This is a genomic window from uncultured Agrobacterium sp. (assembly GCA_913777615.1).
Taxonomy (GTDB): Bacteria; Pseudomonadota; Alphaproteobacteria; order Rhizobiales; family Rhizobiaceae; genus Agrobacterium.
The window spans coordinates 380,088-395,887 of record CAJYTK010000011.1 but is presented as its reverse complement, the minus strand read 5'-3'; the positions used below and the strand labels follow the sequence as shown (position 1 = coordinate 395,887).

General features: G+C 58.2%; 13 protein-coding genes. All 13 read right to left on the bottom strand.

The genetic code is table 11. The annotated features are described in order from the left end of the window. Window positions 1–66 precede the first annotated feature (66 nt). The 13 genes from guaA to QZ862_RS10855 all read right to left on the bottom strand — a co-directional run bounded on the left by guaA (window position 67) and on the right by QZ862_RS10855 (window position 15,714). Complete coding sequence (guaA, locus tag QZ862_RS10915; RefSeq protein WP_296099783.1) at window positions 67–1,644, bottom strand: glutamine-hydrolyzing GMP synthase; 1,578 nt, start codon at window positions 1,642–1,644, stop codon at window positions 67–69. An 82-nt stretch (window positions 1,645–1,726) separates the two neighbouring features. Continuing rightward, window positions 1,727–2,365 (bottom strand): 5'-methylthioadenosine/S-adenosylhomocysteine nucleosidase, encoded by a 639-nt coding sequence (locus QZ862_RS10910; protein WP_296099782.1) that lies wholly within the window; start codon window positions 2,363–2,365, stop codon window positions 1,727–1,729. Next, window positions 2,355–2,813 (bottom strand): PaaI family thioesterase, encoded by a 459-nt coding sequence (locus QZ862_RS10905; RefSeq protein WP_296099780.1) that lies wholly within the window; start codon window positions 2,811–2,813, stop codon window positions 2,355–2,357. Before QZ862_RS10905 ends, QZ862_RS10910 begins: the two co-directional genes overlap by 11 nt. Before the next feature lie 111 nt (window positions 2,814–2,924). After that, a complete protein-coding gene (locus tag QZ862_RS10900; RefSeq protein WP_296099779.1) occupies window positions 2,925–4,727 on the bottom strand; it encodes an NAD(P)/FAD-dependent oxidoreductase in 1,803 nt (600 codons plus the stop codon). Window positions 4,728–4,842: 115 nt separating this feature from the next. After that, window positions 4,843–5,916: a 2,3-butanediol dehydrogenase gene (locus tag QZ862_RS10895; protein WP_296099777.1), complete on the bottom strand. Its 1,074-nt coding sequence runs from the start codon at window positions 5,914–5,916 to the stop codon at window positions 4,843–4,845. Between the two features lie 154 nt (window positions 5,917–6,070). Beyond that, window positions 6,071–7,951, bottom strand: coding sequence for a sigma-54-dependent Fis family transcriptional regulator (locus QZ862_RS10890; RefSeq protein WP_296099776.1), 1,881 nt, complete (start codon window positions 7,949–7,951; stop codon window positions 6,071–6,073). A gap of 117 nt (window positions 7,952–8,068) precedes the next feature. Next, on the bottom strand, window positions 8,069–8,521 hold the full coding sequence (locus QZ862_RS10885) for a TspO/MBR family protein (RefSeq protein WP_296021629.1): 453 nt from the start codon (window positions 8,519–8,521) through the stop codon (window positions 8,069–8,071). A 143-nt stretch (window positions 8,522–8,664) separates the two neighbouring features. Next, complete coding sequence (locus tag QZ862_RS10880; protein ID WP_296099773.1) at window positions 8,665–9,756, bottom strand: DUF1513 domain-containing protein; 1,092 nt, start codon at window positions 9,754–9,756, stop codon at window positions 8,665–8,667. 1 nt (window position 9,757) lies between these two features. Next, complete coding sequence (locus tag QZ862_RS10875; RefSeq protein ID WP_296099771.1) at window positions 9,758–10,879, bottom strand: imelysin family protein; 1,122 nt, start codon at window positions 10,877–10,879, stop codon at window positions 9,758–9,760. Next, complete coding sequence (locus QZ862_RS10870; protein WP_296099769.1) at window positions 10,879–12,399, bottom strand: di-heme oxidoredictase family protein; 1,521 nt, start codon at window positions 12,397–12,399, stop codon at window positions 10,879–10,881. Before QZ862_RS10870 ends, QZ862_RS10875 begins: the two co-directional genes overlap by 1 nt. Window positions 12,400–12,495: 96 nt before the next feature. Continuing rightward, complete coding sequence (locus QZ862_RS10865; RefSeq protein ID WP_296099767.1) at window positions 12,496–13,773, bottom strand: imelysin family protein; 1,278 nt, start codon at window positions 13,771–13,773, stop codon at window positions 12,496–12,498. Window positions 13,774–13,908: 135 nt separating this feature from the next. Next, the gene (locus QZ862_RS10860) at window positions 13,909–15,198 is read right to left on the bottom strand and encodes an RsmB/NOP family class I SAM-dependent RNA methyltransferase (protein ID WP_296099765.1); all 1,290 of its coding nucleotides are present in this window, start codon (window positions 15,196–15,198) and stop codon (window positions 13,909–13,911) included. Between the two features lie 147 nt (window positions 15,199–15,345). After that, entirely contained in the window at window positions 15,346–15,714 is a 369-nt protein-coding gene (locus QZ862_RS10855) for a septal ring lytic transglycosylase RlpA family protein (RefSeq protein WP_296021545.1), read from the bottom strand. Window positions 15,715–15,800 lie beyond the last annotated feature (86 nt).

Here is a 15,800-nt window from a genome sequence, read left to right as displayed (position 1 = left end):
AGCCCACAATATGCGGGCTTTTGGTATTCTTTCAAAGCTTGCTTGAGTCTAAACCGGGATGCGAGATCATTCCCACTCGATGGTGCCCGGCGGCTTCGACGTCACGTCGTAGACCACCCGGTTGATGCCCTTGACTTCGTTGATGATGCGGGTGGCCGCACGACCGAGGAAGTTCATGTCGTATGGGTAGAAGTCCGCCGTCATGCCATCCACCGAAGTGACCGCGCGCAGTGCGCAGACGAAATCATAGGTGCGATAGTCGCCCATGACGCCGACGGTCTGAACCGGAAGCAGTACCGCAAAAGCCTGCCAGATGGTGTCGTAGAGGCCAGCCTTGCGGATTTCGTCGAGATAGATCGCATCTGCCTTGCGCAGAATATCCAGCTTCTCGCGGGTGACGACGCCGGGGCAACGGATCGCAAGGCCGGGACCGGGGAAGGGGTGACGACCGATGAAGCTTTCCGGCAGGCCGAGTTCGCGGCCAAGAGCGCGGACTTCGTCCTTGAAGAGTTCACGAAGTGGTTCGACCAGCTTCATGTTCATGCGTTCAGGCAGACCGCCAACATTGTGGTGGCTCTTGATCGTGACGGACGGGCCGCCCGAGAAGGATACGCTTTCGATGACGTCCGGATAGAGCGTACCCTGTGCCAGGAAAGCTGGCGCACCCTTGCCATCCGCTGCAATCTTGGCAGCTTCGGCTTCAAAGGTCTCGATGAAAAGACGGCCGATAGTCTTCCGCTTGACCTCAGGATCGGAAACGCCGGCCAGTTCCGTCAGGAACAAGTCTGAGGCATCTACATGGACGAGCGGGATGTTGTAGTGGTCGCGGAACATGCCGACGACCTGCTCGCTTTCGGCAAGGCGCATCAGACCGTGGTCGACATAGACGCAGGTCAGCTGGTCGCCGATCGCTTCATGGATGAGGATCGCCGCAACCGAGGAATCGACGCCGCCTGAGAGCGCACAGAGCACACGGCCATCGCCGACCTGCTCGCGGATCTTGCGGATCATCTCAGCGCGATAGGCCGCCATCGTCCAATCGGATTTCAGGCCGACGATCTTGTGGACGAAGTTGGAAAGCAGCTTCGCGCCATCGGGCGTGTGGACAACTTCCGGGTGGAACATCGTGGTGTAGTAGCGGCGCTCTTCATTGACTGCGATGGCGAAAGGTGCGTTCTCCGACGTCGCTGCCACTTCGAAACCGGCCGGCAATTGCGTGACGCGGTCGCCATGGCTCATCCAGACCGGATAACGGCCACCAAGTTCCCAGAAGCCATCAAAGAGCGGGCTCGCCTTTTTGATTTCGATATCGGCTCTGCCAAATTCCGCTGCATGGCCGCCTTCTACGGTACCGCCGAGCTGGGTGCAGAGCGTTTGCTGGCCATAGCAAATGCCAAGAATCGGGATACCTGCATCAAACACTGCCTGTGGTGCGCGCGGGCTTCCCTCGGCCGTGACAGATGCCGGGCCACCGGAGAAGATGACGCCCTTCGGCTGCATTTTCTCAAACGCTTCTGCAGCGCTCTGGAACGGGTGGATTTCGCAATAAACCCCGGCTTCGCGGATGCGGCGCGCAATCAGCTGCGTCACCTGGCTGCCGAAATCGATGATGAGGATGCTGTCGGGATGGGCTATCTGGGTCATGGCGAGCCTTTAAAGAATTGCCGGGCGTAAGGCAACCCGGCGCATGCCCTGAAAAGCCAGAAAATGTGCCGCCTTGCAAGCATCAGAGTGTAATCGCCCCGACCTTTATCGCGTCTTTCAGCCTGTCGACGGCCTCTGCCAGTTTCTCGTCGATAATGTGGAGATAGTCCGTCCAGTCATCGATATGGTGAACATCCGCCTTACCATCGGAAATGCCACGCAAGGCGATCAGCGGAATGCCGAAGCGATGGCAGGCGCGCAGGATTGCGAATGTCTCCATCTCCACCATGTCTGCGTCGATACTGTCATAGGCGCTGCCGGACACCACATTGGCGCCGGTGGAAAGACGCGCGGTCGCAACGCCTGGTATGGAATATGGAAGCGGAACCTCTGCGGGCAGATCCAGAAATGGCGTGCGTCCTTTTTCAAAGCCGAAGGCTGAGGCATCCATATCCCGGTAGGATACACTGACAGCCTGATAGACTTTGGTCTGTTCCAACAGGCGCGAGCCGGCGGACCCTAGCGAAACCACGAGATGGGGCAGGCGCGCCTGAGCGTTCAGATCGCTCAATGTGGCAGTCAGGGAAACAGCAGCTTCAACAGGACCGACGCCCGTCATCAGCGGTCGAGAACGAGCTTTCAGATGCGGACCGTATTCCGCCTCGGCTGCCATGACGAAGAGAAGGCGCTTGCCGTCGATCTCGACCAGCTCATAGCTCATTTTCGCTGAACCCTTCGCGTCCTTTCAGAACCATCATCGTTCCCGTCATCGAAGCGATCAGCTTCGCAGGGCCGTCGGAAATGGCATAGGCGCGACCATCGGCCACGATGATGTTGCTGCCGGGTTTGGTGATCTCGCCGCGAAACAAAAAGCGCTCGCCCCGCCCGGGTGACATGAGGTTGACCTTGAACTCGATTGTCAGCAGAGACGCTTCCGGCTCAACGATCGTATAGGCTGCATAGGTGCAGGCGGTGTCGAGCGCGGCGGCTATGACGCCGGCATGAAGAATGCCATGCTGCTGCGTCAGCTTGGGATGAAAAGGCAGCTCTATTTCGACCAGCCGGTGCTCGATACGCGTCAGCTCCGCCTTGATTGCCTTGACCACACCCTGGCGCGCGAAGCTCTTTTCAATACGCTGGCGAAAATCGCCAGGATCGGTGAATGTCATTCCCCTGCCTTTCATTTTTATTGAAAAATGACATGGCCTCGGTCCAGGCGCAAGACAAGGGTGGTTGATCCGCCGGTTCTGTCCAACCGGCGGATCAATGTCATTTTCGCCTCATGCGAGATGATGCGGCTTTTGGAGACCATAGACCGGTGTTTCCAGTCCGACCTGCCGCGCTTTTAATTGCAGCGAGAGATATTGCGAGTAATGACGGGATTGATGCAGATTGCCGCCATGGAACCAGAGGGCTTGCTGCTGCGTCGGCTTCCACATGTTGCGTTGTTCTCCCTCCCAAGGACCCGGGTCCTTGGTCGTATTGGAGCCTAGTCCCCAGCATTTGCCGACCTTGTCCGCCACCTCGCGCGAGATCAGATCCGCTGCCCAGCCGTTCATCGAACCATAGCCGGTCGCATAGACCACCAGATCGGCGGGTAGCTGCGTGCCATCTTTCAGCACAACGGCATCCTCTGTCAGGTGAGACACATCCACCGCGGATTTCAGCCTGATCGAGCCGTCAATCACCAGATCGCAGGCGCCGACGTCGATGTAGTAACCGGAGCCGCGACGCAGATACTTCATGAAGAGACCGGACTCGTCATCGCCGAAGTCCAGCATGAAGCCGGCTTTCTTAAGGGCTGCGTAGAAGTCAGCATCTTTCTCCCGGATACGGTTGTAAATCGGAACCTGGAATTCATGCATGATCCTGTAGGGGAGCGAGGCGAAGATGAGATCGGCTTTTCGCGTGGTCATCCCACTGGCGACGGCGCGTTCCGAATAGAGATCGCCCAGCCCGATTTCCATCAAGGAATCCGACTTGACGATATGGGTCGAGGAACGCTGCAGCATGGTCACATCGGCACCTGCCTCCCACAGCGCAGCGCAAATATCATGGGCCGAATTGTTTGAGCCGACGACGACGACCTTTTTTCCGGAATAGGCGTCCGGGCCCGGATGCTGTGAGGAGTGCTGCTGCTCTCCCTTGAAGATATCCTGGCCTGGGAATTTCGGAATGTTGGGTTTGCCTGACATGCCGGTTGCCAACACCAGTTGCTTGGGCCGCAAGACGACCTCTTTCCCGGCGCGGTCGACAATTACGGTCCACTCTCCGGAAGTCTCGTCATATTGGGCCGATTTACAGGTGGTGGAACCCCAGTAGTTCAGCTCCATGACCTTGGTGTACATCTCCAGCCAGTCGCCCACCTTGTCTTTGGGGGTAAAGACCGGCCAGTTTTCCGGGAAGGGAATGTAGGGCAGATGATCGTACCAGACGGGGTCGTGCAGGCAGAGCGATTTGTAGCGCTTGCGCCAACTGTCGCCCGGCCGCTCGTTCTTTTCGATGATGATTGTCGGAACTCCGAGCTGGCGCAGTCTTGCACCAAGCGCAATGCCACCCTGTCCACCGCCGATGATGACGACATAGGGTTGCTCCGTGTAGCCGAGCTCGACGGCCTCTGCTTCACGTTTTTCCTTCCAGGTTCTGCGGTTGCGGTCATGCCCATGTTCGGCTCCCATTGGGCGTCTTGCACCTTTAGGCTCCTCATGTCCTTTCAGTTCACTCATGGTGGTGAGGAGCGTCCAGATCAGGCCATCCTTCAGCCGGACGTGACCATAGCCTCGGGCGGTAGCGGTCTCGAATTCGAACCAGCCCTCGGTTACGCCGCCACTTTCAGAGGCCTGCTCGTTCACATCCTGCCTGAAGCCGGACGGCTTGATGGCCGAGAGCTGGTTCGTCAACATGTCGCGGATGGCGTGATGGCCCTCCATGGTGTTGAGGTTCCAGGTGAAGGTTACGAGATCTCGCCAGTAGCAATCTGCCTGGAACAGGTTGACGGCGGCATCTATGTCTTGGGCTGCGAGCGCCTTGCCGAATTTGGCTAGGATCGTGTCGATTTTGGTTGTCGGACTGACATCAAGCATATTCATCTCCTCCATGGTTTTGCTTGGGTCTGATCACGAAGCAGCGGCCCGCTGCTTCGTGGAGTTCATTCGCATTCGCGTATCGGGCTCCTCTCCCTCACGCGGATGAGGGCATTTACCGTGAAAGATCGATCAGGATTTTCAGATGTGTGCCAGCAGGATCGAGCAGAGTATCGAAACCCTCCGACACGGCCTCATCCAGCGCTATGCGCTTCGTGACAATCTTCGTTGCCGGCAATTGGCCCGACGCAATGAGCCGTATGACCCGAGGCCAATAATGCGTCGGATATGCCCATGAGCCCTTGATCTCCAGGTCCTTGAAGGTGACCTGGAACCAGTCGATCGGATTTTCATGCGGGTGCAGCCCGGTCTGGACGACGACGCCTTGTTTGCGCACCGCATCGACGCAGGCCTTGAGGGCGTGTTCGTTGCCAACGCACTCGATTGCAACATCGCATCCGACCTGGCCCTCGGTGGCCGAACGAACGACATCGCCCGGATGGTCACGCTTCGGGTTGATGGTGATCACATCTGGAATAACATTTCGGGCAAGCTCAAGACGGGCATCATTGAGGTCTGACACGAAGAGCTGCGCGGCACCTGCTGCGCGCGCCGCCAGGAGCGTCAACATGCCGATCGGTCCGGCCCCTGTCACCAGGACGCTGTTGCCTGCGGTCACGCCGCCGCGATCGCAGGCATAGACGGCAACTGCCGATGGTTCGACCAGAGCCGCCTCCTCGTCGGTCATCTCGTCCGGAATTTTCTGCACGTTGTATTCATTGACTAGCGCTGCTTCTGCCATGCCGCCGCCTTCCCAGCTCAAACCGACAAGTGCCAGCTGGGTGCTGAGGTGGAAAAGGCCTCGATCCGAAAAGTAATCGCCTGACCGTGGCATGACGAGCGGTTGAATCGACACCCGGTCGCCGACACTGACCGAGGTCACACCTTGTCCGATGGCTTCAATTATACCGCCGAACTCGTGTCCCAGAATTTGCGGTCCGTGAGCGCCAGTAAATGGGTGGGGCTCGGTGGGAATAAAGATCGGGCCGTAGCTGTACTCGTGCAGGTCGGTGCCGCAAATGCCGACAAAGCGGTTCCGCACGAGAACCTGTCCGGGTCCCGGTTGCCTTGGCTCTGGAACAGTATCGGTCCGCAAATCCTTGGCTGCATGAAATCTGAGCGCGCGCATATTTTGTCCTCAGTGGCTTGTGATGCCAGACGAGGTGCAATGAGCGTGCCAGTCGATCTTGTTTGCTCAATGCCTGAAAATGCGGGAGTCGCTTGAAGCAGGACTGTCGCAATCGCAACAGGTGTGGCGCAACAGCTGTGGCACGTCCTCACACTCAGTGCGGTTTCCCTGCGCCAAGGCGGCGTAAGCGGCGGTGGAGCGTGGTGCGATCGACGCCGAGCTTGCGCGCCGCTTCGGATATATTGCCGTTGCAGGCTGCCAGGATGGCGTGAAGATCGCCGTCGCGGCCGTCTGTCGCTGTCGTGGCTGTGGTGCCGAGGAGCTCTGGAAGGTCGTCGAGCATAATCGTTCCACCGTCGCACAGCGCGGCAGCATAGGCGATGGTGTTGTCCAGCTCCCGGATATTGCCTGGCCATGTGTGGCGCAGAAATGCCAGACGCGCCGCGTCGGACAGTATGAGAGGCCGACCGGCTACCGCGTGTCTTTCGAGAATCCTGTCGAGAAGCCAGATAAAATCATCGCGGTCCTTCAACGCGGGCAGGGTGAGCACAGCAGCGTTCAGCCGGTAGTACAGATCCTCCCGGAATGCCCCGCTACGCACCATCTCACCCAGCGGACGATGAGATGCAGAGATTACTCTGAAACTGACCTTTTGCGGTGTGGAGCCACCAACGGGGAGAACTTCTCCTTCCGCCAGGACGCGCAGGAGCCGGCTTTGCGCTGCAAACGGCATGTCGCCAATTTCATCGAGGAAAAGCGTACCTTCATGCGCCTCCTCTACTAGTCCTTTGCGTCCTTTCGGCAAGGCGCCAGTAAAGGCTCCCGGCAAATGCCCAAACAATTCGCTTTCGATCAGCTGCTCCGGAATGGCCGCGCAGTTGACGGGAACGAAGCGACCGCGAACGCCGCTGGTCTCGTGAATGATGCGGGCGAGATGCTCCTTGCCGGTCCCTGTCTGGCCCTGCAGCAAGATCGGCAATCTGGCGGGTGCCAGTTTTTCGATTTTGCGCCGAAGATTGAGGACGGATGGATTATCGCCGCCGATCCCGTCGATGGCTCGCTGGTGTTTCAAACGTCCTTTCAAGCCAGACAAGCGACGCTGTTGAGGTTCGATTGCGTGGCCGTAAAGAACGGAACCGTTTTTTGAAACAATCCGCCGATCCTGCGGGAGACTGGAGCGTGTGAGGGAGGAAAGCTCGTCAAAGTCGGCCTCGAAGAATTCTTCCAGGCGCTGTCCGAGGAGCTCTTCCGGGGCGTGCCAATCCAACCCACGCGACGCAGCGAGAATGCGCGCGGCACCATGGGTCATTCCCGTGATCCGGCCAGCCCCATCGACGGAAAGCGCAGCTTCGGGATCGACATCCAGAAATTCCGGTGCAGCCGCAAACCGTAGCACAAGATCATGACGGCTGCTGGCCATCAGATTTGCCAGTTCGATCCGGCGCACGGTTGAGGACACCAGATGCCGTGCCATGTTCTGGCTGGCCTTCAGGATGGGAGAGCTTAATAGTGAAATATCCAGAACAGCAGCCAACGATCCCTGCGTGTCGTAGATCGGCGCTGCGGTGCAGGAAAGCGGGGTATGGGTGACATCGAAATGGTCTGTCTGGTGAATGGTCAGCGCTTCACCGGTCGCTATACAGGCACCCACCGCACAAGTGCCCGCGCGGGGTTCTGACCATTCCGAACCGAGATAGAGCCCCGCCTTTCGAAGATTGTTGTTAAATGAAGGATCACCCAGAAAATCCACCGTAACGCCCTGCCGGTCTGACAGCAGAAGCACATAGTTCTGCTCGGCCACTTGGCGATAAAGATTCTCCAGTGCAGAACGGGCAATGTGGATCAAATCTTCAGCCCGCTGGCGATGCTCACGCAGGCGACTTTCGGACACGATCACAGCCTCGCGGGCCTTGGTCGGATCCATTTGGTAGGTGTCGAGGCAGCGCCGCCAGGACGCTACCACCACGGCATCTCGCCCGGTATTGCGACCGACGCCGACATGTTCAATTTCCTGGATGTGATCCGAAATGTTCATGGTCCACCGGCCGTGGAGCGCCGCCTCCCGCAATTTTGCAGCGATCATAACCGGTTTTTTGCGGCGTTATCTACTTATGATTTCCAGAGCCGCGCGAAGTCTGAAGCGCTTTTGCGACTAATTCAGATAAAGAAGGCTCGCATTTAGCAGAGTCGCGAAGCTTACCCACGCTGCATAAGGCACGAAAAGCCACATGGACAGGCGGTCACGGCTGAACGTCATGAAGATGAATGCGATGATGCAGATTAGCATCGGCACGATGACGATTAGACCAGCTGCGAGGCTCTCCATGCCGAAGAACATTGGCGACCAGAGGAAGTTGAGCAGCATCTGGCTGCCCCAGAGCTGCATCCGACCACCCATGCGACTTTGCAACCAGGTACGGGCTCCGGCGATGGCGATCATGACATAAAGTGTGGTCCAGACCGGGCCGAAAATCCAGTTTGGCGGATTGAATGGCGGCTTGGTGAGCGACTGGTACCATTCACCGGGCACATTGTTGATTCCGATCAACGCGCCACAGGTTACCACGACAGCAATAAAGATGAGATAGATCAGCGCGTTCTTCATGCCCGAAAGAATGACGGCACGATGCTTTGGTTCCTCCATCTTTTTCACAAAAGACAGCATTGGCACGCAAATCGAAATCGATATTTGCAAAATCGCGATGCGTGAGCCCAAAGAGGTAAAGCGTTCAATGGAAGAAGAGCGCTTTAGCGCAGAATCCGAACGATGTGCTGGTCCCAGGCGACGTCGGAAACCTTCCCTGCAAAGTGGCCGTCATAGGAGGATGCAATGGTGCCTTTCGCTGATGCGGCAACTCCTGCTGCCTCTCGCACGGTCGTTTCGCTCAGCACCGCGCCACTCCGTTCATCCAGCGTGACGAAGGCGTTGCCATTGGGGGACGTCAACCCTACGACGCCCGCCTTCCGGTTGACGGCAATCGCACCGACGTAATTTGCCAGTCTGCTGGTCGTTTTATCGGGTAGCGCGACAAAACGAATATCGTCCCCTTTGGAGAAATAGCCTGCAAGCGGGGGAAGGTCGTTACGCGGACCTTCATATTGACAGGCGAACCAGATACGCCCGTCATTTCCCAGGTCGACACGGCGGGTAGAAAGCTGTCTCAGCCGTTCCGGCACACTGTGCTTCTGGAGAAGGTCTCCTGTGGTGGCATCCAGAAGGACGAGCGATGGCTCCATCTGGTCTATGTTGAGCTTGGTCCGGCCGAAATCCGGATGGGTTTCGATGCCCCCATTGGCGATAACGATCATCGTGCCATCGGGGCTCACGGTCATGTCGTGGGTGCCGATGCCGTGCGCGTCATATTCGCCGAGGCGGCGAAATCCGTTGCGCGCATCGTAGAGACCGATCACGCCGCGATTTCCGTCGAAATCGTTCTCGCTGGCGTAGAGGATCGTGCCATCTGGAGAAAATTGTCCGTGCCCGTAAAAGTGTCGGCCTTCCGGCGTGCTAATGACGGCGGGCGCTTTGTGGCCTTTAGGGTCGAAGGCGACGAAGAATGTGCCGGGCCTGCGAGCGAAAGCGACGGTCACCCCGGTTGCTGGACTGGAGGCCATGCCGTGTGCCCTTGCGGGCAAGGCCACCCTGTCGATGATCTCGCCCGCCTCGCTCAATGTCGCAACACCATAGGCACCATCGCGACTACGAAAAGCGGATGCAAAGACAGCGTCGGTTCGCTGCAGGGCAAAAAGGGACCGTGGCGCAAGTGAGGCCAGAAACGGAGCGCCCGCAGCCTTGATGAAGGTGCGCCGGTCGATCAGAAGCCGCCGATCTGTCGCCACGTCAGTCTCCGTCCGAGAAGGAGAAGCCGGAGCTTAAGCCAATGGCGCCGCCATATTGATCGTTGATGCGGTAGATCAGGTCCTTACCGTTCAACAGCAGGTAATCGACCTTGGCGCGTTCCTTGTCGTCTGCAAGGGCTCTTTCGACATCGGGACCGATGGTACCGGTGACGCGCACCATGGATTTAGCGATGAAATCTATAGAGCCGATGATCGAACGCTGATCGGGCGGCAGGAGGTCGCCCATATGCGCTGTGTGGAGCAGATCTTGAATGGCGGCGATATTGTCGCCAATGCTTTTCCAGGTAAGATCGGAGCGCCAATAGATGGCTGTGCGCGGAAATTTGGCATTGTCCGGCCCCTTGTAGAAGGTCTCTACTCGCTGATCGCGGACCGCTTCGGAGGCGTGGACGAGAACGCCAAGCAGCGCTACCAATGCCTCTCGTTCATCGCGAAAGACGGGATTGTCCGCCCCGGGCTCTTTCCAGTTTTTCGCCGTTCCATTCGGTTCGGTCCAGCTCGTCACCACCTCGTCTCCGATTTTAGCGAGATTTCCGGCGATTGCCGCTCCATAGCGGCAGCGGAAATCTTTCTTCTGCGACGTCAGCGTCTCGGCACCCGTGCCAAAAAGAACGAACTCCAGAGCACCGAGGCCCTGTGCGGCAACACTTTTACCTTTAAGGCCCTCCGCCGTCGTTACGCTTTCGTCCTTTTCTGCAAGGTAGCGCTGGACCTGCTTCAAGCCCAACCCCTTCTTGTCAGGATAATAGAGAATGCGCTCGAACCGGTTCTGCTCGATGACCGGCCCTACGCGAACGATTTCGATATGGGACCATGCATCGACCGTGGCGGCAAAGCCCTCTTTGGCATCCTGCATTTTCCGGTCTGAAGGCTCGGTACAAAGCGCCTGCATGCGGCTTTCCAGCAGGCGGGCCTTGTCGCGAAAATTTTCGTAGCCGGGGCGAATGAAACCATCCACGGCCTTCTCCATCGTCGCGCGCACCTTGACTGGGTCAAGCGGTGGCGGAGGCATCAGTTCGACGTCCTGAGCCTTGGCCACGTTTAACCCGAGAAAGATTGTCAGCGGCAGGATGGCGAGAAGTTTGCGCATCGAAATGTCCATCAAAGAGACTCCAGAAATGTCAGCAATGCCTGCCTGTCGGATTTTTGCAAGGCGGCAAAAGCGTCACGCGCGTTTTGCGCTTCGCCTCCGTGCCAGAGAACGGCTTCGGTCAGGCCGCGCGCCCGCCCGTCATGCATGTAGAATTCGTTGCCATTGACGGCGCCTGTCAGGCCGATACCCCAGAGCGGCGGCGTGCGCCATTCCTTGCCAGTCGCACCCCCCACCTGCTGCCCGTCCGCCAGAGCATCGCCCATGTCGTGCAGCAGAAAATCCGAATAGGGCCATATCAGCTGAAAGGAATGAAGCGGATCGCCCGCATTTCGTGTCGTGACGAATTTCGGCGTATGACAGGTGGCACAGCCGCTCTCATAAAACATTTGCTTGCCGCGCAGTACACTAGGAGCATCGACATTGCGTCTAGCGGGAACGCCTAAGTTTTCGGTGTAGAAGGTCACGAGATCGAGAACCGGCGAGGGTGCTTCGGTGTTGCCTAGCCGTGTTTGCACGCCCGTCGGCATGGCTAGACAGTCCGCCTGTCTCTCTGTGCAGTCCCCATAAGCATTAGGGGCATCAGGTGTCGATATGCCGAGATCATGAGAGAACGCCATGGCGGCCTGATCCCGCACGGTGGCATTCTGTGCTTTCCAGCCGAAACGACCGAGAGAGATTTTACCTGTCCGATGGTCGCGTACCCAGGCGGCTTTGCCGGAAATACCATCGCCGTTTTTATCATCGGGATCGGCATTAGCCAGAATGTCTTCCGCGGCAAGAGCCTCGATCAGGCCAAGCCCGAGCGTCGGCTGCGCGATCCGTGGTGAAACGGTGGTTGCCGCTTCAAGTGGTCCTTCGGTCAGCTCGTTTATGCTGTAGCTAGGCCTGCGCAATGATACGACCTCGCCGTCACTCAGTGTGACGTAATTGTCCTCATAGGAAACCGTCAGCTTGCCTTCGGCCTTAAGACCCGGCACGGCGAGATTTTGCAGTTGAGCCCCATAGGTCACATCCGGGAAGTTCAAGGCCTGATGATCTTGGACCAGGTTCTCTTCCGCATGTGTGCGTGCCGATCGGGCAAGACGCGCAATCATCGAGACGGCATCCTCCCCATTGCGCGGCGGGCGGCCGCGGCCGTCATTGATATGGCAAGTCTGACAGGAGCGGGCATTGTAAAGCGGGCCCAAGCCATCGGAGGCTTGTGTCGAAGAGGGTGCGGAAACCCACAGCTTCTGGAACAGCGCATGACCGAGCTTGAAGGTCTGGCCCTGGTCCAAGGTGATGTTGGCGGATGGCTGGGAGAAAGAGGTTGTGTCTGAAGCGGCTGTCGTTGTTGTGGCACCGGCAGACATGGCCTCGAAGGCCTCGGCCTTGGAGAAATCGCTGGCGGGTCTGGTAACGGCAAGAACGCGGGCGAGATCGCTTCCGGAGATATCGGAGCGTGTCAGGTCGGCAGCCAATGATGGGATGCCGCATAAAGCGATCGCCAAGGCTGGTGATAAAAACCGGATCGGATCAGTGTGCTTCATGTCCTCGGCTCACGGTGATCCGGCTTTGACAGTTGATAAAGCGTTGAATGAGGCCGTCCGCAGGAACGGCCGCATTCGATATGGTGTAGCAAGATCTTACTTGAAGACGGCGTTGGGATTGTCGAGGCTTTCGGAACCTTCCAGCTCGATCTTGCCAAGATCGAGAGCAGCAATGACGCGCTCGACGGTCTTGGTCTGGTCCAGCAAACCATCGATGGCTGCCTGAACCACGGCGTTGCCTTCCTTATTGCCTTCGCCGATCATCTGGTCATAGGCCTCCACCGTCTGGGCGCGCTTCTCCATGGCGTGCATGGCATCGAGCGTCTTGTTCAGCTTCGCCTTCATCTCGTCATCCAGCGCCTTGTCGCTAGCGGCAACGAGTTCGGATAGCGAAGGGCCTGTCATCTTGGTGCCGTCGGCCCGGATGTATTCGCCCGTATAGGCCGAGGCGATACCGATCGCGTCATTGAGGTGCGAGTTGTAGGTGTTGTCGGAGAAGCAGTCGTGCTCCTCTTCCGGATCGTGCAGCAGAAGGCCAAGCTTCATGCGCTCGCCGGCGAGCTCGCCGTAGGACAGGGAGCCCATGCCGGTCAGGATGGCAGTGAGACCCTTCTTGGCGTCTGCTTCGACATTCTTCGTTGCCTCACCGTCGGGTGCCCAGTTTGCGGCCATTTCCTTTAGGTCGGAAACCAGAAGCGTGGAGGCAGCCTTGAGATATTCGGCGCGGCGGTCGCAATTTCCGCCCGTGCAGTTCTTTGTGTCATAATCCGTGTAAGGGCGATTGCCTGCACCTGGGCCTGTGCCGTTAAGGTCCTGGCCCCAGAGCAGAAACTCGATGGCATGATAGCCGGTGGTGACGTTGGCTTCCACCTCGCCAGCTTCCGCAAGGCTGCGGATCAGCTCAGGCGTGATTTTCGTTGCGTCAACCGTTTCGCCACCGATGGTCAGCTTTTTATTGGCAATGATGTTGGCGGTGTAGAGCTCGTTCTCATCGCTTTCCGTACCGTAGGAGCTGTCGACATAGTCGACGAGGCCTTCATCCAGCGGCCATGCATTGACCTTGCCTTCCCACTCATCGACGATCGGATTGCCGAAGCGGTAGACTTCCGACTGCTGATAGGGAACGCGGGCCTTGATCCAGGCCTCACGTGCTGCCTTCAGCGTTGCTTCGCTCGGCGTGGCGATCAACGCGTCGATCGCCTTGTCCAGCGTTTGCGCTGTCGTCAGCGAATCCTGATATTTCGCCTGCGCCAGTTCGGCATAATGCTTGACGACGGCGGCGGGATCGGTTGCGGCTCTCGCGGGAGCCGCGGTGAAGGCTGACGATGCAGCAAAAAGCGCCATGCTGGCGCCCAGAACGGTTTTGCGGAACATGCTCTCTCCTGTCCAGCACTGCGGTAACGAGGCTGTGAAGGCGAGTTCTGAACCAATCATAAACTTGTGTCAAATATTCTAGTTTAGAAGCTTTCCAACTAGCAAGTTGCCACCATCATGTTGCGTGCCGGCAGGTTATGCCCGACGGGTCATGGCGCAGAAGAAGAAACCGTCAGTATCGGTCGTCGCAGGCGTCAGCGTGACGGTCTCGCCATCTGCCGAGTGAGGCTTGACAGCGGTCTGTCCAAAGGTTTTCGTCCATCTGTCCAGTGCGGACGTAATGGAGAATTCCGGGTTTTCAGTACAGAATCGACGGACCTGACGCTCGTTTTCTTCCGGAAGCACGGAGCAGGTGACATAGAGCAGTTCACCGCCGGGGCGGACGAAGGTCTTTGCCTGATCCAACGCATCTGCCTGCTGGCCGACGCGCTCTTCAAGATTGCGCTGTGTGAGACGCCATTTGGTATCGGGGCGTCTGCGCCATGTTCCGGTGCCCGTGCAGGGAGCATCGACGAGAACGCGGTCGAACTTCTCTCGGAATGCATTCAGTTCGGCGGGTCTATCATGCACCTGAACGTTTCGGGTGCCAGCGCGTTTCAAGCGCTCGATGATCGGCGCCAGCCGCTTGCGATCGGCGTCGAAAGCGTGAACCTGCCCCTTGTTGTTCATGCTGGCCGCCATCGCCAGCGTCTTACCACCGCCGCCAGCGCAATAATCAAGGATCTGCTCGCCCTCGACGGCCCCTGCCAGATCGGCGACGATCTGCGATCCTTCGTCTTGCACCTCGAACCAGCCCTTCTGGAATGAAAGCTCGGCTGTTACGTTGGGCAGACGCGATGGACCTTCCCCTGCCGGAATACGCACGCCTTGGCGAGCAATCCTCGTCGCGATGGCGCCTGACTCTTCCAGAGCCCTCAAGACCTTGTCGCGGCCTGCCTTCAGCGTGTTGGCACGAAGATCGAGTGTTGGGCGCTCATTCAGCGCCTGGGCCTGTCGAAGCCAGTCGTTCGGGAATGCGGCTTCAAATGAAGGCTGGACCCACTCGGGAATATCGCCCTGGATGTGCAAGGGCGCATCGGAGAGTGAACGCGAGGTCAGAGCCTTTAGGGACGTTTCCGAAAGAGATGGGGGCGCGAATTTGTCGCCGTCGAATTCCTGCGCCAGTTGCTCCGGCGTTTTTCGCCACTGGCGCAGCATGACGGCATAACCGAGCGCCGTGGCGCTGTCGTCATCCATCAACCATGCGTGGGAGAGTTTCATGCGAAGGGCATCGTAGACAATATTGCCGATGGCGGCCCTGTCGCCGGAACCAGCGAAACGATGCGCCAGTCCCCAGTCTTTCAGTGCGTCGGCAACCGGGCGTCTACGCGCCTCAATATCCGCCAACACTTCGATTGCTCCGGCCAAACGCCCGCCCAAACGCATTGTCTACCTCTTTTCATGGATTGCCAGGTTGGTAGACGCGAATGGCGGCGAGGGCAAGGCTTAGGCAGGAATTCCCGAAAAACCTCTTCGGAAAGTCAGAGCTTGGTCCACGTTAAAACCGTAACGCGGTCTTGCGAAACACAAACCTTAATTGGAGGCCATGACTTCGTAGCAAACCTTGGCGGTGCCGGAGCTTACCATGCCGAGGTTTTTGGCTGCCGCCTTGGACAGGTCGAGAACGCGACCCTTGATGAAGGGGCCTCGGTCATTGATGCGAACCACGACAGCCTTGCCATTGCGTGCATTGGTGACCTTGACCTTGGTGCCGAACCGCAAGGAGCGATGGGCTGCCGTCAGATTGGAAGGATTCATCCTCTCGCCGGAAGCAGTCTTGGAGGTCAGAGCATACCAAGATGCGCCGCCGCAACCATTACCGGCATTGGCTTGAAGAGGAGCGATAAAACAGCAGGCGGCAATAGTTGCTGCCGCGATAGTCATGCGTCGGATAGTCGTCAAACTGTGCTTCCCTGATACTCGGCCCCGCGCCGAATGAATTGCGAGGAGTGTAGGGCCGCGCAAAAATGGCAAAAACTTGCCTTCTT

What these genes read in the sequence shown, in the direction of transcription:
- guaA (WP_296099783.1), bottom strand. Translation starts at nt 1,644, where the DNA reads ATGACCCAGATAGCCCATCCCGACAGCATCCTCATCATCGATTTCGGC.
- QZ862_RS10910 (WP_296099782.1), bottom strand. Translation starts at nt 2,365, where the DNA reads ATGAGCTATGAGCTGGTCGAGATCGACGGCAAGCGCCTTCTCTTCGTC.
- QZ862_RS10905 (WP_296099780.1), bottom strand. Translation starts at nt 2,813, where the DNA reads ATGACATTCACCGATCCTGGCGATTTTCGCCAGCGTATTGAAAAGAGC.
- QZ862_RS10900 (WP_296099779.1), bottom strand. Translation starts at nt 4,727, where the DNA reads ATGCTTGATGTCAGTCCGACAACCAAAATCGACACGATCCTAGCCAAA.
- QZ862_RS10895 (WP_296099777.1), bottom strand. Translation starts at nt 5,916, where the DNA reads ATGCGCGCGCTCAGATTTCATGCAGCCAAGGATTTGCGGACCGATACT.
- QZ862_RS10890 (WP_296099776.1), bottom strand. Translation starts at nt 7,951, where the DNA reads ATGAACATTTCGGATCACATCCAGGAAATTGAACATGTCGGCGTCGGT.
- QZ862_RS10885 (WP_296021629.1), bottom strand. Translation starts at nt 8,521, where the DNA reads ATGAAGAACGCGCTGATCTATCTCATCTTTATTGCTGTCGTGGTAACC.
- QZ862_RS10875 (WP_296099771.1), bottom strand. Translation starts at nt 10,879, where the DNA reads ATGGACATTTCGATGCGCAAACTTCTCGCCATCCTGCCGCTGACAATC.
- QZ862_RS10870 (WP_296099769.1), bottom strand. Translation starts at nt 12,399, where the DNA reads ATGAAGCACACTGATCCGATCCGGTTTTTATCACCAGCCTTGGCGATC.
- QZ862_RS10865 (WP_296099767.1), bottom strand. Translation starts at nt 13,773, where the DNA reads ATGTTCCGCAAAACCGTTCTGGGCGCCAGCATGGCGCTTTTTGCTGCA.
- QZ862_RS10860 (WP_296099765.1), bottom strand. Translation starts at nt 15,198, where the DNA reads ATGCGTTTGGGCGGGCGTTTGGCCGGAGCAATCGAAGTGTTGGCGGAT.